Consider the following 21,855-nt stretch of genomic DNA (forward strand, 5'->3'; position numbering starts at 1 on the left):
AAGGCGCCCATGAACGAGCCCACCACCCTCGACGAGACCACCGCGGCACCCGCAGTCGGCGGCGAGCGCGCCGACCTGCTGGAGGCGCTCACCAAGCAGCGGCACTTCCTGCGCTTCACCACCCGTGACCTCACCGACGAGCAGGCCGGTCTGCGCACCACCGCCGGCGAGCTCTGTCTGGGCGGCCTGATCAAGCACGTCGCCTCGGTCGAACGGGGCTGGGCGGCCTTCATCCTCGAAGGTCCGTCGGCGATGCCCGACTTCACGAAGATGACCGAGGAGGACTTCGCCAGGCGGGCCGACGAGTTCCGGATGCTGCCCGGCGAGACTCTGGCCGGGGTGCTGAAGGAGTACGCCGAGGTGGCGCGGCGCACCGACGAACTGGTCGCGTCGCTGCCCGACCTGGGCGCCGACCACCCGCTGCCGGCGGCACCGTGGTTCGAGGGGAACGCGCGGTGGTCGGCCCGCCGCGTCCTGCTGCACATCATCGCGGAGACCGCCCAGCACGCCGGTCACGCGGACATCATCCGCGAGTCCCTGGACGGCGCGAAGAGCATGGGCTGAGGCACCTCACGGATCCCCTCACGGATGCCCCGCGCGGAGGGCCGTCAGCCGACCTCGAGGACATGCGTCTGCCAGGCCTCCAGGGCCACGAACAGGCCGGGGTCGGTCAGCTCGCCGCCGTCACGGTCGTACGTCCGTGCGGTCAGCAGGTCGGTCAGGCGGTGCTCACGCCCCGCCAGGTCGTCCCAGGGCAGGGGCAGCCGCGCCCGGGCCGGGCGGTCGGAGTGGTTGACGACGACCAGATGGCGCGCGTCCGCGTGCGTCCAGGTCCAGGCGAGCAGGCAGCGGTGGGTGCCGTCGTCCGGCAGTGCCGTCGGGGCGAGCGGCCGCCATGCGCCGCGGCGGACGGCGGCCGCGGCCGTCAGCAGCCGGTGGTGGAAGGCGCGCAGCGACTCGTCGACGGGCTCCCGCGGTCTGCGCGCGAGGAACACCGGCGGGCGGACCCGGCGCCCCTCGAACTGGCCCTCGTGCCACAGCGTCGCGCCGGGCAGGGTGGCGACGGCCACGGCTGCCGCCCGTCCCCGCGCGCCGGGCAGGGTGGCGGCGGCCCGTGGTTCGTCGTGGTTCTCGAGGAAGCGGACCAGGCCTCGCTGGTGGGTGAGGTCGGCCCCCAGACGGTCTCGGACGGAGTCGGCGTCCTCGTGCAGGAGACGGTCGTACAGCCGCTTGTCGTAGCAGTGGTCGAAACCCTGCTGCCGCAGGGCCCGTTCGAGGTCCCAGTAGGCCTCCGCGACGAAGAGGAGGTCCGGGTGGCGCTCGCGGACGCGCGGGAGGACGTACGGCCAGAAGTCCTCGGCGGGCACCGGTCCGGCCCGCTCCCCCCACGTCTTGGCGAAGACGTCGTTCATCAGCAGCATCGCCATGTCGCAGCGCACGCCGTCCGCCTGGTCGCCGATGGACACCAGCGTGTCCACGGTCGCCGCACGCAGGGCGGCACCGAAGGCGTTCAGCTGCACGACGTCGGGCCAGGGCGGGAAGAACGGGTCGCGCCCCCGGGCGACGATCCGGCCGTCCGACTCGATGAAGTCGCCCGGGGTGCGGGACAGGTCGTCCGCGGTGCCCAGGATCAGCCGGTCGGGGTGCCGGGTGACCCACGGGTGGTCGGGGGCGAGGTGGTTGGGGACGAAGTCGAGGATCAACCGCAGTCCGCGGGCGGCCAGTCGGGCCCGTGCCTCGGCCAGCCCTTCCGGTCCGCCGAAGGAGGCGTCGACGACGTAGTCCCGTACGCAGTAGGGGGATCCGGCGATGTCCGCCTCGGTGACGTCGGGCAGGGCGGCGCGGAACGAGGCCCGCAGGGCCTCGTCGCGCAGCGCGATCCGCAGTCCGGCCGGGCTGCGCTCCCAGACACCCATCAGCCAGACCGCGTCGACACCGGGTAGGGCGATCTCGTCCCAGGCCTCGCCGGGTACATCGCCCAGCGTGACCCGGCGCCCGTACCGTCCGCTCAACTCGCCCAGCCAGACAGCCGTGTTGATCTCGTAGAGCACCGTCATGACAGGGGCTCCCCGCGGTCGCCGTCACTCTTCGGCCGCGGCGCCGTCGCCCCGTCCGCCATCGCCCGTCCTCCTCGCCCCCGTCCGCCACCTGGCTCCACCCTCGGGGGTCCGGGTCCGGGCCGCAAGGACAGGGCGCGAGCGCGGTCACGACTTGGGCCGAACGATGACGAGCGGCGCGAGCCACCGAGGACCGTCCACCCCACGCGGCCCTCGGCCCCCTGCCCCACAGCCCAGCCGGCCCACCCTTCCCCCCACAGCCCACGCTTCCCGCTCCGCTCCGCTCCCACTCTCCACTCCCCGCTCCACGTTGCCCGCCCTCGTCGGGGCCCCTTGACCGCCTCCGTTGCGGCCGGTCACACTTCCCCCCATGGATGTGACCGGTCACACGCCACTCCCGCCAGAGGCCGCCCCGCAGCGCCTCACCGTCGACCTCGCCGTCTCCGAGGGCCCGGTGCTGCTCGGCGCCAACGGCGCGCTGTACGGGATCGGCGACGACGGGGTGCCCGGCGACGCCGTACTCGCTCCGCTGAAGATCACCAGCATCACGCAGAAGCCGGAGGGGGGCGCCCAGCACCCCAACGGGGACGCGCTGTCCGTCGCCGGGTCGTTCTTCCGCAACGGCGGCGGCGAGATCAACGTGATGATGCAGGACGTCTACGCCGAGTGGCCTTACGAGAACCCGGGCATCGACGACTACCTTCCCAAGGTCGACCGGATCGTCAAGGAGGTGGCGGCGCACCCGCACGGCGACCGCTTCGTGCACATCCCCTTCAACGAACCCGACTGCATCTGGTACGACCTCGGCGTCCCCGACCGGGCACGGTACGAGGCCAACCGCGACCGGTTCTTCCAGGACTGGAGAACGGTGTACCGGCGCATCCGCTCCCTCGCCCCCGACGCGAGGATCGCCGGGCCCAACGAGACCGGTTACCACACCCGCCTGATGAGCGACTTCCTCGCCTTCGCCCAGCGCGAGAACGTGTTGCCCCAAGTGGTGACGTGGCACGAGTTGGGCCCCAACTCGCTGCGTGACTTCCAGAGTCACCACGACGACTACCGCGCGATCGAGCGCCGGTTGGGCATCGCACCGCTGAGGATCAGCATCGACGAGTACGCCAACCGCCGTGACCTGTCCGTGCCGGGACAGCTCGTCCAGTGGGTGTCCATGTTCGAGCGGAACAAGGTGTACGCCAACCAGGCCTACTGGGACGCCGCCGGCAACCTGGACGGCAACGTGGTGCGCACGAACATCCCCAACGGCGGCTGGTGGTTCTTCCGCTGGTACGCCGGGCTGACCGGTGACACGGTGCGGGTCACGCCGCCGCGGCCGCACACCGTCGACACCCTCCAAGGCCTCGCCTCCCTCGACGCCTCGCGCCGTCAGGCCCAGGTGCTGCTCGGCGGCTCGGACGGCGACGTGGACGTCGTGGTGTGCGGCGTCCCCCGCGCGGTCTTCGGCCGCACGGTCGCCGCGACCGTCGCCGAGGCCGCCTGGTCGGGCTACGAGGGACAGCACGCCGCTCCGCGGGTCCTCGCCCGCGCCTTGCTCGAGGTGGCGGCCGACGCTTCGGTGACGGTGCCGCTGCGCGGCGGGCACAGGATGTCCGCGTACCGGATCGTCCTCACCCCGGGCGGCGAGGGCACCCCGTCCGCCCCGGCCGTGCCCTGGTCGGCGTCGTACAGTGCCGAGGACGCGGCGATCACCGGCGGCCGGGTCCCGGCCCGGGAAGCGGACGCCGGCCCGGGCGGCTACGCGACCTCCGGCACGAAGACCGCCGGCTCCCCCGGCACCGCCGCCGACCGGGTCGACTTCACGGTGACGGTCCCGGCGGACGGGAGGTACGACCTGGCGATCCTCTACGGCAACCGCTCCGGCGCCCCCGCCACGCAGAGGCTGCTCGTGGACGGCGCGGACCCGGTCACGGTGACGTACCCCTCCACACAGAACCTGGCCTACCGCGCCAAGCGGGACCTCGGTGTCGAACTGTCGGCCGGGGCCCATGTGCTGACCCTCGCCGAGGACGACGGCGAGGTCTCCCTCGACCGCCTCGACCTCACCGCGCGTACCGGCCCCCCGTCGGCGTCGTACGAGGCGACCCTCGCGGACATCGACGGCAGCCCGTCGTACGACTACTCCTCGTCGGCCGGAGTGGGCACGGGCGCCCTGGTGCTGCGGGACGGCGACCGGGCCGTCTTCGACGTCTACGCCCCTCGCGACGGCTACTGCACGGTCGTGCCGCGGGCCTCGGCGGCGGTGCGGCTCACGCTGCACGGCGAGCGGTTGACGGCGGCGCCGGACCGGCCCCTGCGGCTGTACCTGGTGGCGGGCAACAACCGCGTCGCGCTGACCGCGCGGCACGCGGCCGTCCGGTCCCTCGACGTCTCCGGGGCGGGCTCGACCGACGGCACCCTCTCCTACGCCGCCGCCTCCGCCACCCTCACCGGAGGCGCGAAACTCGTCGACTCCGCGCACGCCTTCGGCGGCTCCTGCGTCGACGACCTCGGCGACAGCCCCGCCAGCGCCGCCGAGTTCAGGGTGCACGCACCCGAAACCGGCCGTTACATGCTGGTCGTGCACTACGCGCACGACGACCGACGCGACAACGGCCACGCCTACAACACCGACATCCTGTCCCGTACGGCGGATGTCACCGTCGGCGCGGACGCGCCACGGAGGCTCACCTTCAAGAACACCTGGAGCCGGGAGGACTACTGGACCCTGGGTGTCCCCGTCGACCTGCGGAAGGGCACCTCGAGCGTGACCTTCCGCAACGCGACGGGCCGGGCCCCGCGCATCGGCGGCATCGAACTGGCCCGGGTGTTCCGCCCGTCGTAGCCGACGCGTGCCGCCGTACCGGGGTCAGCGGCCCACGCCTATCAGACCCGTCAGGTAGCGCCACAGCGACGAGCGCTGCCGGACCGCCGGATCGGGCAGTGCGATCCCGGCCGGTTCCTCGGCCGGGGCCCGCGAGGCGGGCGGCTCCGGCATCGTGGCCAGTTCGTACCGTACGGGCAGCGAGCGCAGGCCGCGCATGAAGGGCGAGGAACGCCAGGGGAGTTGATCGGCGGGGAGGGCGAGGTCCAGGTGGGTGAACCGCTCGAACAGCCGGCCCACGCCGACCGCCGCGACCGTCGACGCGAGCTCACGGGCCGGGCACTGGCGAGGGCCCGCTCCCCAGGCCAGATGCGCCCGGGTACTGACCGTGGTGCCCGACTCCACGTGGTCGGCGAAGAGCGGGTCGGCGTGCGCCGCCGCGGACGAGACCCAGACCGGGTCGCCGGCCCGGATCGTGTAGTTCCCGAGCCGGGTGTCCGCGGCCGCGAAGCGCGGCACGAAGTTCACCAGCGGCGGCTTGCGCATGACCACCCGGTTCATGCTCTCCCTGACCATCCCGGCGGACAGGCTGGCCCGCACGCCGCCCTCACCCGAGACGACCTCGACCACCGTGTTGGAGATGAGGATGCCGACGTGGTCGGAGACCATGCCCAGCAGCATGAACAACTCGCGGGCGAGCTGGTCGAGCGAGAGGTCGGGATGCGCGGCCAGCAGGTACGAGGGGAAGTCCTCCCCCGGCTTCTCCAGCTTCCCCGCCGCCAGTTCGGCCAGGGCGGCCAGCAGTCGTTCCAGGGCCGGTTCCGCGTCCGGACCGGCGTCCAGTACCCGCCACATGTCCATCAGCGCGTCATCGCCCTGCGAGCCGGGGAAGCCGAGCAGGTGGCTGGCCACCATCAGCGGCAGCGGCCGGGAGAACTGGGCGGACAGGTCCGCCCAGCCCGTGCCGCCGGCCTGCCCCACCAGGCTGATCAGTTCGTCGGCGTAGGCGCCGACGGCCGTCTTCAGCCGCTTGGCCTGCGGGTGGCGCGGGTCCTGGAACGGCTTGAGGGCCGCGTCCCACGCCGTGCGCAGCGGCCGGTAACCGGGGCCGCCCTGGATGAGCACGTGGTTGACCTCGAGGGACGGTCCGAGCGGCCAGTCGGCCGGCACCCTGCCCTCCGAGCGGGCCCGCCACTTCTCCAGCCCCTTGGGCCACCCGGCGTCGTCCTGGAGCACTTCGAGCGACTCGCGGTAGCCCAGGACCAGCCAGGCGGGCACTCCCAGCAGGTCGACCGGCGCGACCGGACCGTGCTGTTGTCTGAGCCGCTCGTACACGAGCGAGGGGCGCGTCTCGTAGTCCCGGGTCAGCAGCGGTTCCGGAGTCATGCTCTCCAGCCGCTCACCGTCCAGGTCCACGGATCCGCCGTCACCCACCTGCGATTCCATAGTTCCCCCGCCCTCCGACACTCCGTACCGGCGCGTCGTCATTCGGTGGCCGGAACCGGTCGGACCCTATCCCAGGACCCGCCCGTGGTGAACGAGGGGGGCACGGCGACGCGTGCGGTCCCGGGACCGCCGCCCCCGGGCGCGGCGCCCCCTCAACTCGGCCGATCCACTGCCTGATTGACCGCCGCCCCTGCCGCACCGCGCGAACGTCCGGCGACGGCGGCCTTGTCACGCCAGGACGAACCCGCCTCCCCGAGGACTCAACTCACGCAAACAGAACGGTGATCCCTCCGGTTCGCTCCCCATCGCTGCCATATTCGAGAACCACTTCGGAGGTGGCTGTGACGCGAGAGGCGACAACATCCCTGGCTACGGCGGCGACGGCAACGGCAACGGCAACGGCGGAGGACACAGCGACGACGACGGCGACGAGCGCGGCGGACCGTACCACCGACCGCACCGCGGACCGCATCGCCGACCTGGCACGCCGTCAGGCGCAGGCGGTGGCGCCGGGCACGCCCAGGAGAGCTGGTGCCCTCGGTGCGCGCGAGCGGATCGAACGCCTGCTGGACGAGGGCTCCTTCACGGAGACCGGCGGGTTCGTCCGGGCGCGGTCCACGGGAGACGGCGCGCGCCGGCCCTACGGGGACGGGGTCGTCACCGGGTACGGCACCGTCGACGGACGGCCGGTCTGTGTGTTCGCCCAGGACTCCACGGTCTTCGGCGGCAGCATGGGCGAGGCCTTCGGTGAGAAGACCGTGGCCCTCATGGACCTCGCGTTGAAGACCGGCTGTCCGGTCGTCGGGCTCAACGACTCCGGCGGCGCCCGGATCCAGGAGGGCGTCTCCTCGCTCGCCCTCTACGCCGAACTGGTGCGCCGCAACGTGCGGGCGTCCGGGGTCGTCCCGCAGATCTCGGTCGTCCTGGGTCCCTGCGCGGGCGGCGCCGCGTACTCGCCGGCCATCACCGACTTCACCGTGATGGTGGACGGCGTCTCGCACATGTTCGTCACCGGGCCCGACGTCATCGAGGCGGTCACCGGCGAGCGCACCACCGCCGAGGAACTGGGCGGCGCCCGCGCCAGCAACTCCGTCAACGGCAACGCCCACTTCCTGGCCGTCGACGAGGAGGACGCCCTCGACACCGTGCGCGACCTGCTGTCGTACCTGCCCGCCAACAACCTCGGGCGACCACCGGAGTACGCTCCCGCGCCCGCGGCCGACGGGGCCCGGCTCGACACGCTGGTCCCCGACCGGACCGGACAGGCCTACGACATGCGCGACCTCCTGCGCACGGTCGTGGACGACGGCGAACTGCTGCAGGTGCACGAGCTGTTCGCGCCGAACATCATCTGCGCCCTGGCCCGGGTGGAGGGCGCCACCGTCGGGGTCGTCGCCAACCAGCCGATGCACGCGGCCGGTGTCCTGGACATCGACGCCTCCGAGAAGGCCGCACGGTTCGTACGGTTCTGCGACGCGTTCAGCATCCCCCTGCTCACCTTCGCCGACGTCCCCGGCTACCTCTCCGGTGTCGGTCAGGAGCAGGCCGGCATCATCCGGCGCGGCGCCAAGCTGCTGTACGCCTACGCGGAGGCGACGGTCCCGAAGATCACGGTGGTGGTGCGCAAGGCGTACGGGGGCGGCTACGCGGTGATGGGCTCCAAACACCTGGGCGCCGACCTCAACCTCGCCTGGCCCACCGCCCGTATCGCGGTCATGGGCGCGGAGGGCGCCGTCGGCGTCCTGCACCGGCGTGAACTCGCCGCGGCCGACGACCCCGAGGCGCTGCGCGCCCGTCTCGTCGCCGCGTACGAGGCCACCCACGGGACGCCCTACCTGGCCGCCGAGCGCGGTTACGTCGACGCCGTCATCGCCCCGCGCGACACCCGCGCGCACCTGTGCCGTGCCCTGCGCGCGCTGCGCGGGAAGCGCGCCCCGATGCCGGAGCGTCGGCACGGCAACATCCCGCTCTGACCGTCCGATCCGCCACCGGTCCGCCACCGGTCCGTCAGCCCGATCCGCAGGCCCGACCCCCGGCCGGCCCCCAGCCGACCCCGCGCCGTGAGGAGCCCCGCCCGATGGACAGCCGCCCCCCGCTCGCGCCCGTGTACCGGACTCTGCCCGAGTACCTGCGGCACTGGGCCGAGACCGCCCCCGACCGCCGGGCGTTCACCTTCGTCGATCACCCCGCCCCGCGGTCGCGGGGAGTACACCGCACGCTGACCTGGCGAAGTCTGGACAGCCGCGTGCGGGCGCTCGCGGCCCGGCTCGCCGAGGAGGCCGAGCCCGGCGCGCGGGTGGCGCTGCTGTGCCCGCAGGGAACGGAGTACGTCACCGGCTTCCTGGCGGCGCTGACCGCCGGGCTGGTCGCCGTACCGCTGTATCCGCCCGGCCTGCCCGGACACGGGGACCGGCTCACCGGGGTACTGGCCGACGCGCGGCCCGCGGTCGTGGCGACCACGAGCGGGGCCGTGGCGGAGGTGGCGGACCTCTGCTCGGGTGCGCGGGTGCCGGTGGTCGCAGTGGACCGGATCCCCGGCATCGCCGCCCGGGACCGGCCGGTGGCCGCGCCGGACCCCGGGGCGACCGCCTATCTCCAGTACACCTCCGGATCCACCCGGGCTCCGGCGGGCGTGGAGATCACCCACGCCAACGTGGTGGCCAACGCCCGCCAGGCGCTGGCCGCCTACGGCGCCGACGCGGCCCCGGTGACCTGCGTGGGCTGGCTGCCGCTCTACCACGACATGGGGCTGGTGCTGAGCGTCGCCGCTCCGGTCGTCCAGGGGCGGCTGTCGGTGCTCATGGACCCGGCCGCGTTCCTGCACGAGCCGGCCCGCTGGCTGCGGCTCCTCGGCGCGCATCCGCGCGCGCTGAGCGCCGCGCCCAACTTCGCCTACGACTACTGCGTCTCCGCCGTCTCCGACGAGCAGAAGACCGAGCTGCGCCTCGACGGTGTCGCCGCGTTGATCAACGGCAGCGAACCGGTCCGGCCCGGCACCGCCGACCGCTTCCACGCGGCGTTCGCCGCCCAGGGGCTGGCCGCGGACGTCCACTGTCCGTCGTACGGGCTCGCCGAGGCCACCGTCTTCGTGAGCGCCGCCCGGCCCGGTGAGCCGCTGCGCCGGTTCGCCCTCGACCGGGACGCCCTCGCCGCCGGCAAGGCCCTGCCCGCGCGGCCCGACGACGCGGACGCCGTGCAGCTGGCGGGCTGCGGCACTCCGGCGGGCCAGCAGGTCCGCGTCGTCGATCCCGGCTCCGGCGACTCCCTCGCCGAGGGGGAGGTCGGCGAGATCTGGGTGCGGGGGCCCAACGTGGGGCGCGGTTACTGGGACAACGAGGCCCAGAGCCGACGGGTCTTCGGTGCCCGGCCGGCCGGCGCCCCGGGCGGCTGGCTGCGCACCGGCGACCTGGGGACGGTGCTGGACGGACAGCTGGTCGTCACCGGCCGGCTGAAGGACCTCATCGTCGTCGACGGCCGCAACCACTACCCGCAGGACGTGGAGGCCACCGTCCAGGACGCGCATCCGGCGGTGCGGCGCGACCGGCTCGCCGCCTTCGGCGTCCCCGGTGACGGGGGCGAACGGGTGGTCGTGGTGGCCGAGCACACGCGGGCCACCCGGCTGGACGGGATCGACCTACCGGCCCTGGGCCGGGCGGTGCGCGCGGCCGTCTCCACCCGGCACGGCCTGCGGCTCGCCGATGTCGTCCTCGTCGCTCCCGGCGCCGTACCCCGGACGTCCAGCGGCAAGGTCGCGCGGTCCCTGACCCGGGCCCGGTATCTGGCGGGCGCCTTCGGGGCGGGAACGATGCGATGAGCGCCGTCGACGAGGGCGCGCTGCGCCGCCTGATCGCGGAACAGGTCGCCACCTGGAACGGCACCGGCGACGCCCGCGTACCGATGGATCTGCCGATGGACCTGCCCCTGGCCGACCTCGGCATGTCCTCGCGGGACGCCGTCGGCCTGGCCGGGGAGCTGTCCCGGCTGACGGGCCGCGAGCTGCCGGCGACGCTGCTCTGGTCGGCGCCCACGCTGGAGGCGCTGATGGCGCAGTTGCGCGGCCCGGCCGTGCGGCACCTCCCCGCCGCGCCCGCGGTCACGCCCCCGACCGGGCTCGACGAGCCCGTCGCGGTGATCGGGGTCGGGTGCCGGCTGCCCGGTGGGGTGCGCGGCCCGGCCGACTACTGGCGGCTGCTGGGCGACGGGAGGGACGCGATCGGCCCGGTCCCCGCGGACCGGTGGCGGGACTTCACCGCCTTCCCGCCCGCCGACGCGCCCACGAGCGGCGGCTACCTCGACGACATCGCCGGGTTCGACGCCGACTTCTTCCGCATCACGCCGCGCGAGGCCACGGTGATGGACCCGCAGCAGCGGATGCTCCTGGAGGTCGTCCACGAGACGCTCGACCACGCCGCCGTCCCGGCCGCCGCCCTCGCCGGCACGGCCACCGGCGTCTTCGTCGGCGTCTGCGCCACGGAGTACGGCCAGCTCACCGGTGCCCGAGCGGCCGCCGTCGATCCGTGGGCCCCGGCGGGCGCGGCGCTCGGTGTGACCGCGGGCCGGCTGGCGTACGTCCTGGACACCCGCGGGCCGAGCATGGCCGTCGACACCGCCTGTTCGTCCTCGCTGGTGGCCGTGCACCACGCCTTCGTCAGTCTGCGCACCGGTGAGAGCGACCTGGCGATCGCCGCCGGGGTCAACCTGCTGCTGTCGCCCGTCGTCGGCGTCGCCTTCGCGCGGGCGGGCGCCCTCGCGCCGGACGGCCGCTGCAAGCCGTTCGCCACGGCGGCCGACGGGATCGGGCGCGGTGAGGGGTGCGCGGCCGTGCTGCTGAAACGGCTGTCCGACGCCGAGCGCGACGGTGACCGCGTCCTCGCGGTCGTCCGGGCCACCGCCGTGAACTCCGACGGCCGCTCGAACGGTCTCCTCGCCCCCAACCCGGCCGCCCAGCAGGCCCTGTTGGCCACCGCCTACGCGCGGGCCGGGCTGGCCCCCGCGCGGATCGACTACGTCGAGGCGCACGGCACCGGCACCCCGCTCGGCGACCCGATCGAGGCGGGCGCGCTCGGCACGGTCCTGGGACCGGGTCGCGACCCCGACCAGCCGCTGCTGCTCGGCTCCGTCAAGGGCAACCTCGGGCACCTGGAGTCCGCGGCGGGCGTCGCGGGCCTGGTGAAGACGGTCCTCGCACTGCACCACGACCGCATTCCGCCGTCGCTGCACTGCGCGCGCGGCAGCGCCCTGGACGACGGACGGCTGCGGGTGGTGACCGAGCCGGAGCCGTGGCCCCGCTACGGCGGCACGGCCACCGCCGGGGTCTCGGCCTTCGGGTTCGGCGGTACCAACGCCCATGCCGTACTGGAGGAATGGCGGCCCGACGCGTCGGCGCCGCCCCCGGCCGAGGAGCCTGCCGCCCGGCTGCACCTGCTGTCGGACGTCGACACCGAGCGGGTCCGGGACACCGCGGCCCGGCTCGCCGGGTGGCTCCGCACGCCCGCGGGACGCGCGGCCCGCCCGGCCGACGTGGCCCGTACGCTCGCCGGACGCACCGGGCGCGGGACGGTACGCGCGGCCGTCGTCGCCCACGACCGGGACGAACTGGCTGACGGGCTCGGCGCGTTGGGGCAGAGCCGGCCGCATACGCGGGTGCTGACCGGCGACCGCGACCGGGTCGGACGCGGCCCGGTGTGGGTGTTCTCCGGGTACGGCAGCCAGTGGCCCGGCATGGGGCGCCGGCTGCTGGCCGAGGAACCCGCCTTCGCCGCCGCCGTGGAGAAGCTCGACACGCGGCTCGCCGTCGCCTGGGGCTTCTCGCTCCACGAACGACTGGCCTCCGGGGCGGCGCTCGACCGCGTGGAGATCGCCCAACCCGTGCTGTTCGGAGTGCAGTTGGCGCTCGCCGAGTTGTGGCGCTCGTACGGCGTCGAACCGGCGGCCGTGATCGGGCACTCCCTGGGCGAGGTGGCCGCCGCCGTGTGCACGGGCGCCCTGGACGTCGCGGACGCGGCCCGGGTCGTGGCGGTGCGGGCCCGGCTGCTCAGCGGGCTGCACGGCGGCGCGATGGCCGTCGTCGACCTGGACGACGACGAACTGGCCGACCTGGAGCACGACTTCCCGGGCGTCCGGGTGGCCGTCCACTCCTCGCCCCGGCAGAAGGTCGTCACCGGGGACGAGGGCGCGGTCACCCGGCTCGTGCGCCGGCTCGGGGAGTCGGGCCGCGCCGCGCGCGCCATGCGGGTCGTCGGCGCCGGACACTCGCCGCAGGTGGACCCGCTGCTGCCGGAGCTGACCGACGCCCTCGCCGACGTCCGGGGCGGGCCCGCGCGCATCCCGGTCTACTCCACCGTCCTCGACGACCCACGCGGCGACTCCCGGTTCGACGCCGCCCACTGGGCCGCCAATCTGCGCCGTCCCGTGCGGCTGGACCGGGCCCTCGCGGCGGCGGCCGCCGACGGCCACACCGCCTTCGTCGAGATCTCGCCGCAGCCGGTCCTGGCCCGCCCGGTGACCGACACGGTGCCCGGCGCCCTCGCGGTGGGCACCCTGCGCCGCGACGCGGACGGCTGCGCCGGGTTCCTGTCGGAGCTCGGTGCCCTGTACGTGGCCGGGCTGCCCCTGCCGCGGGCGCCCGGGCGGGTCGTCGACGTTCCCGCACCGCGCTGGCGGCACACCCGGTACTGGTGGACGGACGGCCGGGCCCCCGCCGCGGCGGCTGCAGCGGCGGCGGGGAGATGGGCGGAGCCCGCCGCACCGGACGGGGAGGCCGACGGCCCGGTCTCCGCCCGCCTCCGCCACCACATCGCCGCCGTCACCGGCCATCCGACGGCCCGCGTCACGCCTGCCACCGCACTGTCCGACCTCGGCCTGGACTCGCTGATGGCGGTCCGCATCCGCACCGCGCTGGAGCGGGAGTTCGGGATCGACCTGCCGCTGCGCGACCTGCTGGGAGCCGCCACCGTCGACGAGGTGGCGGACCGCGTCCGGCGGGCCCTTCCGACACCGGAAGCGGCCGGGGCCGAGAAGGAGGGGCGCTCTGCGCTGCGCGCCCTGCGCAGCGCGGGCTCCCGGCCGCCGCTGTTCCTGTTCCACGCGGCCGGCGGCCGCGCCGACGTCTACCGCGCGCTCGCAGAACGGCTCGGGGACGAGCGCCCGGTGCACGGGCTGGAACGGCTGGAGGACGCCCGTACCGTGCCGGAGAAGGCACGCCGCTATGCCGAGGCGATCGCGGCGGCCCATCCCGACGGACCCCTGCTGCTGGGCGGTTGGTCCTTCGGCGGCTTCCTCGCCCAGGAGACCGCCCGGCGGCTCACCGCCGGCGGACGGGCCGTGCCGCTGGTCGTGCTCATCGACTCGGTGCGGCCCCTCCCGCCGTCCGACCGGACGCCGGCCGACCGGCTCCGCGCGCACTTCACGGGCTTCGCCCGGCACGTCGCCGACACCTACGGCGTATCGCTGCGGCTGCCGTACGACGAACTCGCGGCGATGGACGACGACCGCGAGCGCATCGACCTCGTGCTGCGGAACCTGCGCCGCGCCGTCGAGGTACCGGCCGCCGCGCTGGAGCACCAGCGTGCCTCCTACCTGGACCTGAGGGCCGGCGAGGCCCATCGTCCGGGCCGCCACGACGGCCGCGTGGTCCTGTACCGGGCCACCGAGCCCGCCCCACACACCGTGCGCGATCCGGCGTACGAACGGGACGACGAGACCCTCGGCTGGGACGAGGTGTGCCCGCGTCTGACGGTCGTACCGGTCCCGGGGCACCATCTCTCGCTGCTCGACCCTCCGCACGTCGACGAGATCGCCGCCCATCTGCGGCGGCTGCTCGCCACGCCGAGCGGACCCGCTGAACCGGACTGAGGAGCCGCCATGCCGCAGCACACCGCCCGACCGTCCCGCCGCGCCGTCACCAGGGCCGCGGCGGCCACCGGCCTGGCCGCCCTGTTCGGCGCCACCGCCGCCACGGGACGCGCCCGGGCCGCGACCCGGCCGGGACCGCGCACCTTCGACGTGTCCGTGGCCTCCCCCGCGCTGGGCCGCAGCGCGCCGGTCCGGCTGATCCTGCCGTCGGACTTCGACGCCCGGCCCACCCGTAGTTACCCCGTGCTGTATCTCCTGCACGGCGCCCACGACGACTACACGTCCTGGACCCGGGAGACGGACATCGAGGCCTTCACCGAGGGCCGCGACCTGATCGTGGTCATGCCGGACGCGGGCCCCACGGGCATCCCCACCGCCTGGCGCGGCGGCCCCGACTACGAGACCTTCCAGCTCCAGGAGGTGCCTGCGCTGCTGGCCCGCGACTACCGGGCGTCCGGCGTGCGGGCCGTCGCCGGTGTCTCCACGGGAGGCTACGGCGCGATGGCGCACGCGGCCCGCCACCCGGGCACGTTCACCGCCGCCGCCTCCTACAGCGGCATCCTCGACACCACCGCCCCCGGCGTGCCCGCCCTCCTGGACGCGATCGTGGCCCGCGAGAACCTGGCCCCGCACTCCCTCTGGGGCAGTCCGCTCCTCAACGCCCCGACCTGGCGCGACTTCAATCCGCGCGCCCGGGCCGCCGGACTGCGCGGCACTGCGCTGTACGTCTCGGGCGGCAGCGGGGTGGTCGGCGGCATCGGCGACTGGCTGCCCGAGGCACTGGAGAGCACCCTGTGGCCCTCCGCACACGCCTTCACCGGTTTCCTCGGGCTGCTCGGTATTCCCGCCACCACCCACTACTACGCGGGAGGAGGACACAGCTGGACGTACTGGAAGCGGGAGTTCACCGCCTCGTGGCCGATGCTCGCCGGTGCGCTGGGGGTGCCGGAGTGATGTCGGTGCAGCCGGGGCACGGAACGGAGCGCAGGGGGCGTCCGTCCAACACAGGACGTCCCCCTCGTCCCACGGGCAACGGTGCGTGGGCGAGCCGCCTCCGGGTGAAAGGAGTGTCCGTCGTGGCTGTCCCCACCCCGCGCGGCGTGCCCGCCGGCCCCGGCTCCGTTCCGGTTCCGCCCGACCTGGCCGAGTTGCTGCGCGCCCGGCTGGAGGGCGTCGCCGACGAGGTGGAGGAGGAGGTCCGCCGGCAGGTCCCCGAGTACGCGCGGCCCGCCGACGGGATCTACGGCCGCAACCTCCGGGCCGGAGTGGTGCAGGCGCTCACGTTGTTCGTCGACCACATCGCGGACCCGCGCGGCCAGGGAGCCGCCATCGCCGCGACGTACTACGAGCTCGGGCGGGGCGAGGCCCTCGAGGGCCGCAGTCTGGACGCGTTGCAGTCCGCGTTACGGGTGGGCGGGCTGCACGCGTGGCGGCTTATGGGCCGTACGGCGGAGGAGCTCGGGCTGGACTCCACGGTCGTGGCCACGCTCGGCGAACTGGCGTTCCGGACCGTGCACGAGGTCGCGGAGGCGGCCGCCGCGGGCTACGCCGAGGCACGGTCGCACAGCACGGACGAGCTGGAGCGGCGCCGCCGGCGGCTGCTCGATCTGCTGCTGGGCGACGGGCCGGTGTCCCCGGAGGCGGTACAGGCCCTGGCGCACGGCGCACGCTGGCGGGTGCCCTCGCAGGTCGCCGTCGTCACGCTGGCGGCCACCGCGGACCCGCACGCGGCGGACGGGCCACCGGCGATACCCGGAGCGCTGACGGACATGGGGTCGCGGCCGCCGCGCGTGCTGGTGCCGGACCCGGAGGGCTCCGGGCGGTTCGGCGGCCGGTCGTTCCTGCTGGGTATGCAGGGCCGTCCGGCGGCGATCGGTCCGACGGTCCCCGTCACGGAGGCCGCACAATCGCTGCGCTGGGCCACGCGGGCCCTGGGGCTGATGGGCCGCGGGATCCTCCCCCGGCAGGGCGTGGTGCGGTGCGCGGACCATCTGTCGACCCTGCTGCTGCACAGCGACGAGCCATTGCTCTCCCATCTGCGGACACGGGCCCTCGCGCCCCTCGACGCGGCTTCCGAGGGCCAGCGCGCCCGGCTGGCCGAGACACTGCTGGCCTGGCTGCTGAGCGGCAGCAACGTGCCCGATGTCGCCGCCCGCCTGCACATCCACCCGCAGACGGTCCGCTACCGCCTGCGCCAGCTCGAGAAGCTCTTCGGCGACGCCCTGCACGACCCCGGCGCCCGCCTGGATCTGATCCTCGCCCTGCGCTGCGCGAATGACTCCTGACGGACGACCGGCACCGCACCTGCCCGGCCGGCCCACTCACCACGGAACAAAAACAAGCGGAAATTCTGAATTCCCGTCCATAACACCCGGCAAGGAAACGCGAATACCTTCGGGATTGTCCTTTTCACCAGGCGCTGCACGCGCCCCACCCGCAAAGGATTCCCATGCGTATCCGCTTGTGCCTCGCCGCGCTCTCGCTCGTCGGCGGGGCTGGACTCGCCACTCTCCCGGCACCCACCGCATCGGCCGCCGCCTGCTCGGACATCGACGTCGTGGCCGCTCGCGGCACCTTCGAGCCGGGCACCCTCGGCCTGATCGTCGGCGATCCGGTGTTCTCCGCACTGCAGAGGAAACTGACGGGCAAAAGCCTGTCCAGCTATGCGGTGAACTATCCCGCGGACCTTTCCCTGACATCTGCCGCGCAGGGAAACGCGGATCTGGTGAACCACGTCAAGGCGCAGGCGACGGCCTGTCCGAATCAGCGCTATATTCTCGTCGGATATTCACAGGGCGCGAATGTGGTCGACAATTCCATCGGCATCAGCAGTGCGGGCGCGGTGGTCGGCAGCCCCATCGTCGCGACCCTCCCGGCGGCGGTCGAGCCGAAGGTCGCCGCGGTCCTGCTGTTCGGCAACCCGATCCGGGCCCTCGGCAAGAGCGTCACCGGCACCTACCGGAGCCGCACCATCGACTTCTGCGCCACCGGTGACCCCGTCTGCGAGAACGGCGGCGACGACGTACTGGCGCATCTCGGCTACACCGCCGACGCCGCCGAGGCGGCCACGTTCGCCGCGGGCAAGGTCTGACCGTACGCACACACCGGCCCACGACAGGGCCCGGGAGGAGATCCTCCCGGGCCCTGTCGCACGTGTCGCGACGGCTACCGGGGCGCGCGGGCGAACTCCGCGAGAGCCTCGGACACGGGTTCGGGCAGCCCGTTGTTCTGTACGGGCGCCGCGGTCAGCACGTCGAGGTGCTGGTAGCCGGGGGCGACGACCGGGTGCAGGTCGGCCGGGACGCGGCCGGCGAGCAGTCCGTCGCCCGCGAGCACCGTGAGCGTCGGACGGGCCGTCAGCCCGGTGGGATGCACGACGAGTTGCTTCACCTGTGGTGAGGTGGCCAGCTGGAGGTCGGTCACCAGTTTGGTCGGGAAGTACTGCTCGGTGAAGTCGAGCGGCTGCTCCGCCAGGCTGCGGGCCAGCTCCCGGAGGTCGGTGACCTCCTTGCCCGCGTCGGTGAACGGCGTACCGTCGGCCGACCGGTACACGGGGTCGTCGGCGTCACCGACCCGGTCGTAGGCGCGCCAGGTGTACAGCGGCCCGTGGGGCTGCGCGGGGATGGCCTTGTACCCGACGCCGAACAACTGCGTCGGCTGCGTGCCGCCGTTGGCCACGGGGAAGCTCTTGTCCGTGACCGGCCCGCCGTCGAAGAAGCCCACGCTGCTCTGGAGGAACGCCAGCGGTACGGAGTTGTCGTCCATCAGCGCGCCGAGCACCGTGGCGTTGGTGAGCCGGAAGTCCCTCACCCCGGGGGAGCCGGTGAGGAAGGCGGCGGCGTCCTTGGAGAACAGGAAGCGGTTGGTGGCCTCGATGTTGAGGCCGGAGGGCAGATAGGCCGGCAGGTCCGCCTCACCTTCCGGATCGGTCAGAGCGCCCAGGCCGGCGATGGAGAGCAGGGTCATGGTCTCCGGGTTGAGCAGCACCGGCGCGGACAGCGCGCGCGGCACCAGCCCGGTGTCGAGCCCCGCCTGCACGGCCGCGTAGCCGAGCCCGACGTCCGGCAGGTCGGTGTCGTCGGGCAGGCTGCCGCTCAGGTCGGCCAACGAGGTGGAGATCGTCGTGTCGAGCGCGAAGTAGCCCGCGCACTGGTTGAGTCCCGCGTCCGCCGGGGTGGTGGGGTCGCCGTCGAAGTCGGCCGCCGCGAAGTACCCGGTGACGACCCCGCCCAGCGAGTGTCCGCCGCACAGCACCTTGCTCCTGCGCACGCCCTGGTCGGGCAGTTCACGGACCAGCAGGTCGTATTCGTCCCGTACGGTCTGCTCGATGCCGAGCTTCGCCATCCAGCCGAGCCGGTCGTCGCCGACGAAGCCCCCGAAGACCCGGCCGTCGACCGGCTTGCCCCGGTAGTAGTAGTCGACGGCGGTGTGCTGGTCGCCGGAGGCGATGCCGGTGCGGTCCTCCAGGCAGTTGGAGCGCCGGTCCAGGGCCCAGAACTCGATGTGCCGCCCCTGCGCGGCGGCCTTCGCGACGGTGCCGCGGGCGACGCTGTCGAAGGCTCCGGCACCCTCCAGGATGCCCGGCTGGGCCACGAGGATCCGGTCGGCGTCGGCCGACGCCACCGGTCCTTCGGCGGAGCGGTAGCGCAGATACGACAGCTGGTCGCAGGCCGCCGGCCGGTACCCGAAGGATCTCGGCAACGGCACCCGCACCCGCACCACCGACTCGGTCACGCCGTCGGCCGGGTGCGTCGACGGCACGGGCGTCTCGGTCCGCGCGCCGGCTCCCCGGGCGTCCGGGGCGGCCGCGGTGAGCGCCCCCGTGGTCAGCAGCACCGCGAGCACCGCGCCGCGCCACGTCCTTCCTCTGCTACGACTCGTCTTCATAGCCGGACGGTAGGGCCGTGGAGCGCGGGTGCCCGGGGAGTGCTCACAAGAACGCAGCACGCGACGGCACGCTTGTCACCGGCCCGCAGAGAACGCGTCGGCGGTGTCGCGGCGCGGTCAGCCGTCCGTCACGTGGTCAGCCGTCCGTGACCGTCACGGTGACGGGAGTGCCGATCTCGACGGTGCGGCTGACGGTGCACTGCCGGTCGTGGGAGACCGCGACCGCCCGGGGCAGGATCGCGCGCGCCCGGTCGCCGGAGGCGCCCTCGGGGAAGCGGACGGAGAAGGTCACCGCGAGGTCGGTCATCCGGTTGCCGAACTCGTCGCCGACCTTTTCGCCGGTCACGGTGACGGTGAACTCGGCGGGCTCGACGTGCCGGCCGGTGGCCACGTCGACGTCGGCGGCGGTGCAGCCGCCGATGGCCGCGAGCAGGAGTTCGACCGGGGTGAAGTCGGTGCCGCCGTCGGAATCGGAGCCGGTACCGAAGCCGATCGTGCCACCGCGGACGTTCGTCGCGGTGAACCGGCCGGCGCCGGTCCGCTCGATGGTGACGAGGCGCTGGGAGTCTTCGCTCATGCCGACGACATTAGTGCCGTGCCACCGGCACGCCACGCCGGCAGCACAGGCGTCGGCGTCCCGGCCCGACATCGGCTAGTGCTGCGACCGGCAAGGCGCACCGGACGCCGCGAGCTTTCCGGTAAACCTTTCCGTCCACAGCCCTAGGCGCCCCGGCGCACCCGGGCGGCCGCACGGGCCTCGGCGGCCTTGCGGGCATCGGCCGCCTTGCGGGACTCGCCGGCGCGGCCGGGCCGCCCCGGGCGGGTGCCCATACCGCGGAAGGGAGCGCCGCCGCGCGTCGGACGCTCCGCGGCGGCCGGCCCGTTGCCGCCGATGGGGACGCCGGAGGGGGCCTGGGCACCGGTGATGCGGCTCAGTTCGGCCTCGCCGGAGCGGATCGGTGTGATCTGCGCCCGGATGCCCGCGTCGGACAGCAGACGGGCCATGTCCCGGCGCTGGCTGTGTGTGACCAGCGTGACGACGCTGCCGGACTCGCCGGCGCGTGCCGTACGGCCGCCGCGGTGCAGGTAGTCCTTGTGGTCGGCGGGCGGGTCGACGTTGACGACGAGGTCGAGGTTGTCGATGTGGATGCCGCGGGCCGCGACGTTGGTCGCCACCAGCACCGTGACCCGGCCGTCCTTGAACTGGGCCAGGGTGTGGTTGCGCTGGGGCTGCGACTTGCCGCCGTGCAGTGCGGCGGCGCGGACGCCACTGCCCAGCAGGTGCCGGGTGAACTGGTCCACGGCGTGCTTGGTGTCCAGGAACATGAGCACGCGCCCGTCGCGGGCGGCGATCTCGGTGGCGGTGGCGTACTTGTCGGCGCCGTGCACCTGAAGGACGTGGTGCTCCATCGTGGTGACCGCACCGGCCGACGGGTCGACCGAGTGGACCACCGGGTCATGGAGGTAGCGACGGACCAGGAGGTCGATGTTGCTGTCGAGCGTGGCCGAGAACAGCATGCGCTGGCCGTCGGGGCGTACCTGGTCGAGCAGCTCGGTGACCTGCGGCATGAAGCCCATGTCGGCCATCTGGTCGGCCTCGTCGAGGACGGTGATGTCCACCCGGTCCAGGCGGCAGTCCTTGCGCTCGACGAGATCCGTGAGGCGGCCGGGCGTCGCGACGACCACCTCGGCGCCGGTCCGCAGCGCGCCGGCCTGCCTGCCGATCGACATGCCGCCGACCACGGTGGTCAGCCGCAGCTTCAGCAGCCGGGCGTACGGGGTGAGCGCGTCGCTCACCTGCTGGGCCAGCTCGCGGGTGGGGACCAGGACCAGGGCCAGCGGCTTCCGGGGCTCGGCACGCCGGCCTGCCGTGCGCACCAGGAGCGCCAGACCGAAGGCGAGCGTCTTGCCCGAGCCGGTGCGGCCACGGCCCAGGACATCGCGGCCCGCGAGCGCGTTCGGCAGCGTGGCGGCCTGGATCGGGAACGGCTCGGTCAGGCCGTGCCCGGCGAGCAGCTCCAGCAACTCGGCGGGCATGTCCAGTTCGCCGAAGGTCGCGGCGGCCGGGAGTGCGGGGGTGACGGTGACCGGGAGCGCGAACTCGGAACGGTCATTGGTGCGAGCTGATCGGTTCAACGGAGAACCTTCCTCGAGGGGCACGCATCGAGGAATTCCCGGCGGGAGTGACAATGAGCCGGATGAATTGCAAGCACGAGCCGAAAATGAGACTGAAAGAATTCCATGAGAATCTTCGGAATCCCTGGAAAGCAGCAAGCTGGGGCCCGCACCACGTGGTGCGGGCCCCAGCTGCCTCATACGCTTTCGCGTCAGGCGGGCGTGATGTTCTCCGCCTGCGGGCCCTTCTGGCCCTGCGTGACGTCGAAGTTCACCTTCTGGCCTTCCTGAAGCTCACGGAAGCCCTGGGTGGCGATGTTCGAGTAGTGAGCGAAAACGTCGGGGCCGCCGCCGTCCTGCTCGATGAAACCGAATCCCTTTTCCGAGTTGAACCACTTGACGGTGCCAGTAGCCATGTCACATCTCCTTCGGGGCAGTGCCCAGAGGTCCACACCGTGTGAACCCCATGCGTTGCCACAATGAACCCCGTCCGGATAAGCACCGGAGATACAAAAATGCCCGGCGACAGACAGCCGCCGAGGCACTTGAAGTTTCGGGAACCACAACTGCAACTAGCTTGAAGCCTAGCACGGTACATACAACCGCACTACCTTTCGCCCACGCGGCACCGGATCGGGCGCGCAAGCCTGTACGAAGTCAAATACACGCGAAAGGTTA

Annotated in this window: 14 protein-coding genes; 8 read left to right on the forward strand and 6 right to left on the reverse strand. The window is 73.6% G+C overall.

Annotation, left to right across the window (positions count from 1 at the left end):
• The first annotated feature begins 9 nt into the window (after positions 1–9).
• Entirely contained in the window at positions 10–564 is a 555-nt protein-coding gene (locus tag ASD48_RS32620; protein WP_057605407.1) for a DinB family protein, read from the forward strand.
• Between the two features lie 44 nt (positions 565–608).
• Here the strand turns inward: ASD48_RS32620 and ASD48_RS32625 are convergent, their stop codons facing one another.
• Positions 609–2,057 (reverse strand): alpha-amylase family glycosyl hydrolase, encoded by a 1,449-nt coding sequence (locus ASD48_RS32625; RefSeq protein WP_057605408.1) that lies wholly within the window; start codon positions 2,055–2,057, stop codon positions 609–611.
• 370 nt (positions 2,058–2,427) lie between these two features.
• On the opposite strand from ASD48_RS32625, the gene ASD48_RS32630 reads away from it, so the two are divergent.
• Positions 2,428–4,896 carry a CBM35 domain-containing protein gene (locus ASD48_RS32630; protein ID WP_057605409.1) on the forward strand — a complete coding sequence of 823 codons (2,469 nt, stop codon included), beginning with the start codon at positions 2,428–2,430 and terminating at the stop codon, positions 4,894–4,896.
• A 24-nt stretch (positions 4,897–4,920) separates the two neighbouring features.
• Here the strand turns inward: ASD48_RS32630 and ASD48_RS32635 are convergent, their stop codons facing one another.
• Entirely contained in the window at positions 4,921–6,321 is a 1,401-nt protein-coding gene (locus tag ASD48_RS32635; RefSeq protein ID WP_057605410.1) for a cytochrome P450, read from the reverse strand.
• 470 nt (positions 6,322–6,791) lie between these two features.
• On the opposite strand from ASD48_RS32635, the gene ASD48_RS32640 reads away from it, so the two are divergent.
• The 6 genes from ASD48_RS32640 (at position 6,792) to ASD48_RS32665 (ending at position 17,266) form a co-directional block, all read left to right on the forward strand.
• Positions 6,792–8,294: an acyl-CoA carboxylase subunit beta gene (locus ASD48_RS32640; RefSeq protein ID WP_057605584.1), complete on the forward strand. Its 1,503-nt coding sequence runs from the start codon at positions 6,792–6,794 to the stop codon at positions 8,292–8,294.
• Positions 8,295–8,398: 104 nt separating this feature from the next.
• Entirely contained in the window at positions 8,399–10,135 is a 1,737-nt protein-coding gene (locus ASD48_RS32645; RefSeq protein ID WP_057605411.1) for a fatty acyl-AMP ligase, read from the forward strand.
• The gene (locus tag ASD48_RS32650) at positions 10,132–14,175 is read left to right on the forward strand and encodes a type I polyketide synthase (RefSeq protein ID WP_057605412.1); all 4,044 of its coding nucleotides are present in this window, start codon (positions 10,132–10,134) and stop codon (positions 14,173–14,175) included. The genes ASD48_RS32645 and ASD48_RS32650 overlap by 4 nt, the downstream gene beginning before the upstream one ends.
• 9 nt (positions 14,176–14,184) lie before the next feature.
• Positions 14,185–15,129 (forward strand): alpha/beta hydrolase family protein, encoded by a 945-nt coding sequence (locus ASD48_RS32655; protein ID WP_057605413.1) that lies wholly within the window; start codon positions 14,185–14,187, stop codon positions 15,127–15,129.
• 122 nt (positions 15,130–15,251) lie between these two features.
• Positions 15,252–16,460 carry a PucR family transcriptional regulator gene (locus ASD48_RS32660; RefSeq protein WP_057605414.1) on the forward strand — a complete coding sequence of 403 codons (1,209 nt, stop codon included), beginning with the start codon at positions 15,252–15,254 and terminating at the stop codon, positions 16,458–16,460.
• Between the two features lie 164 nt (positions 16,461–16,624).
• The gene (locus ASD48_RS32665) at positions 16,625–17,266 is read left to right on the forward strand and encodes a cutinase family protein (RefSeq protein WP_057605415.1); all 642 of its coding nucleotides are present in this window, start codon (positions 16,625–16,627) and stop codon (positions 17,264–17,266) included.
• A gap of 74 nt (positions 17,267–17,340) precedes the next feature.
• Here ASD48_RS32665 and ASD48_RS32670 read toward each other — a convergent pair whose 3' ends face one another.
• From ASD48_RS32670 to ASD48_RS32685, 4 genes are all read right to left on the reverse strand, one after another.
• The gene (locus ASD48_RS32670) at positions 17,341–19,062 is read right to left on the reverse strand and encodes a hypothetical protein (protein ID WP_057605416.1); all 1,722 of its coding nucleotides are present in this window, start codon (positions 19,060–19,062) and stop codon (positions 17,341–17,343) included.
• 136 nt (positions 19,063–19,198) lie between these two features.
• Positions 19,199–19,639 carry an OsmC family protein gene (locus ASD48_RS32675; protein WP_057605417.1) on the reverse strand — a complete coding sequence of 147 codons (441 nt, stop codon included), beginning with the start codon at positions 19,637–19,639 and terminating at the stop codon, positions 19,199–19,201.
• 143 nt (positions 19,640–19,782) lie between these two features.
• Positions 19,783–21,198: a DEAD/DEAH box helicase gene (locus tag ASD48_RS32680; protein WP_057605418.1), complete on the reverse strand. Its 1,416-nt coding sequence runs from the start codon at positions 21,196–21,198 to the stop codon at positions 19,783–19,785.
• Between the two features lie 191 nt (positions 21,199–21,389).
• Positions 21,390–21,593 carry a cold-shock protein gene (locus tag ASD48_RS32685; protein ID WP_020125862.1) on the reverse strand — a complete coding sequence of 68 codons (204 nt, stop codon included), beginning with the start codon at positions 21,591–21,593 and terminating at the stop codon, positions 21,390–21,392.
• Positions 21,594–21,855: the final 262 nt, after the last annotated feature.

The organism is Streptomyces sp. Root1310, from assembly GCF_001426425.1.
Lineage (GTDB): Bacteria > Actinomycetota > Actinomycetes > Streptomycetales > Streptomycetaceae > Streptomyces.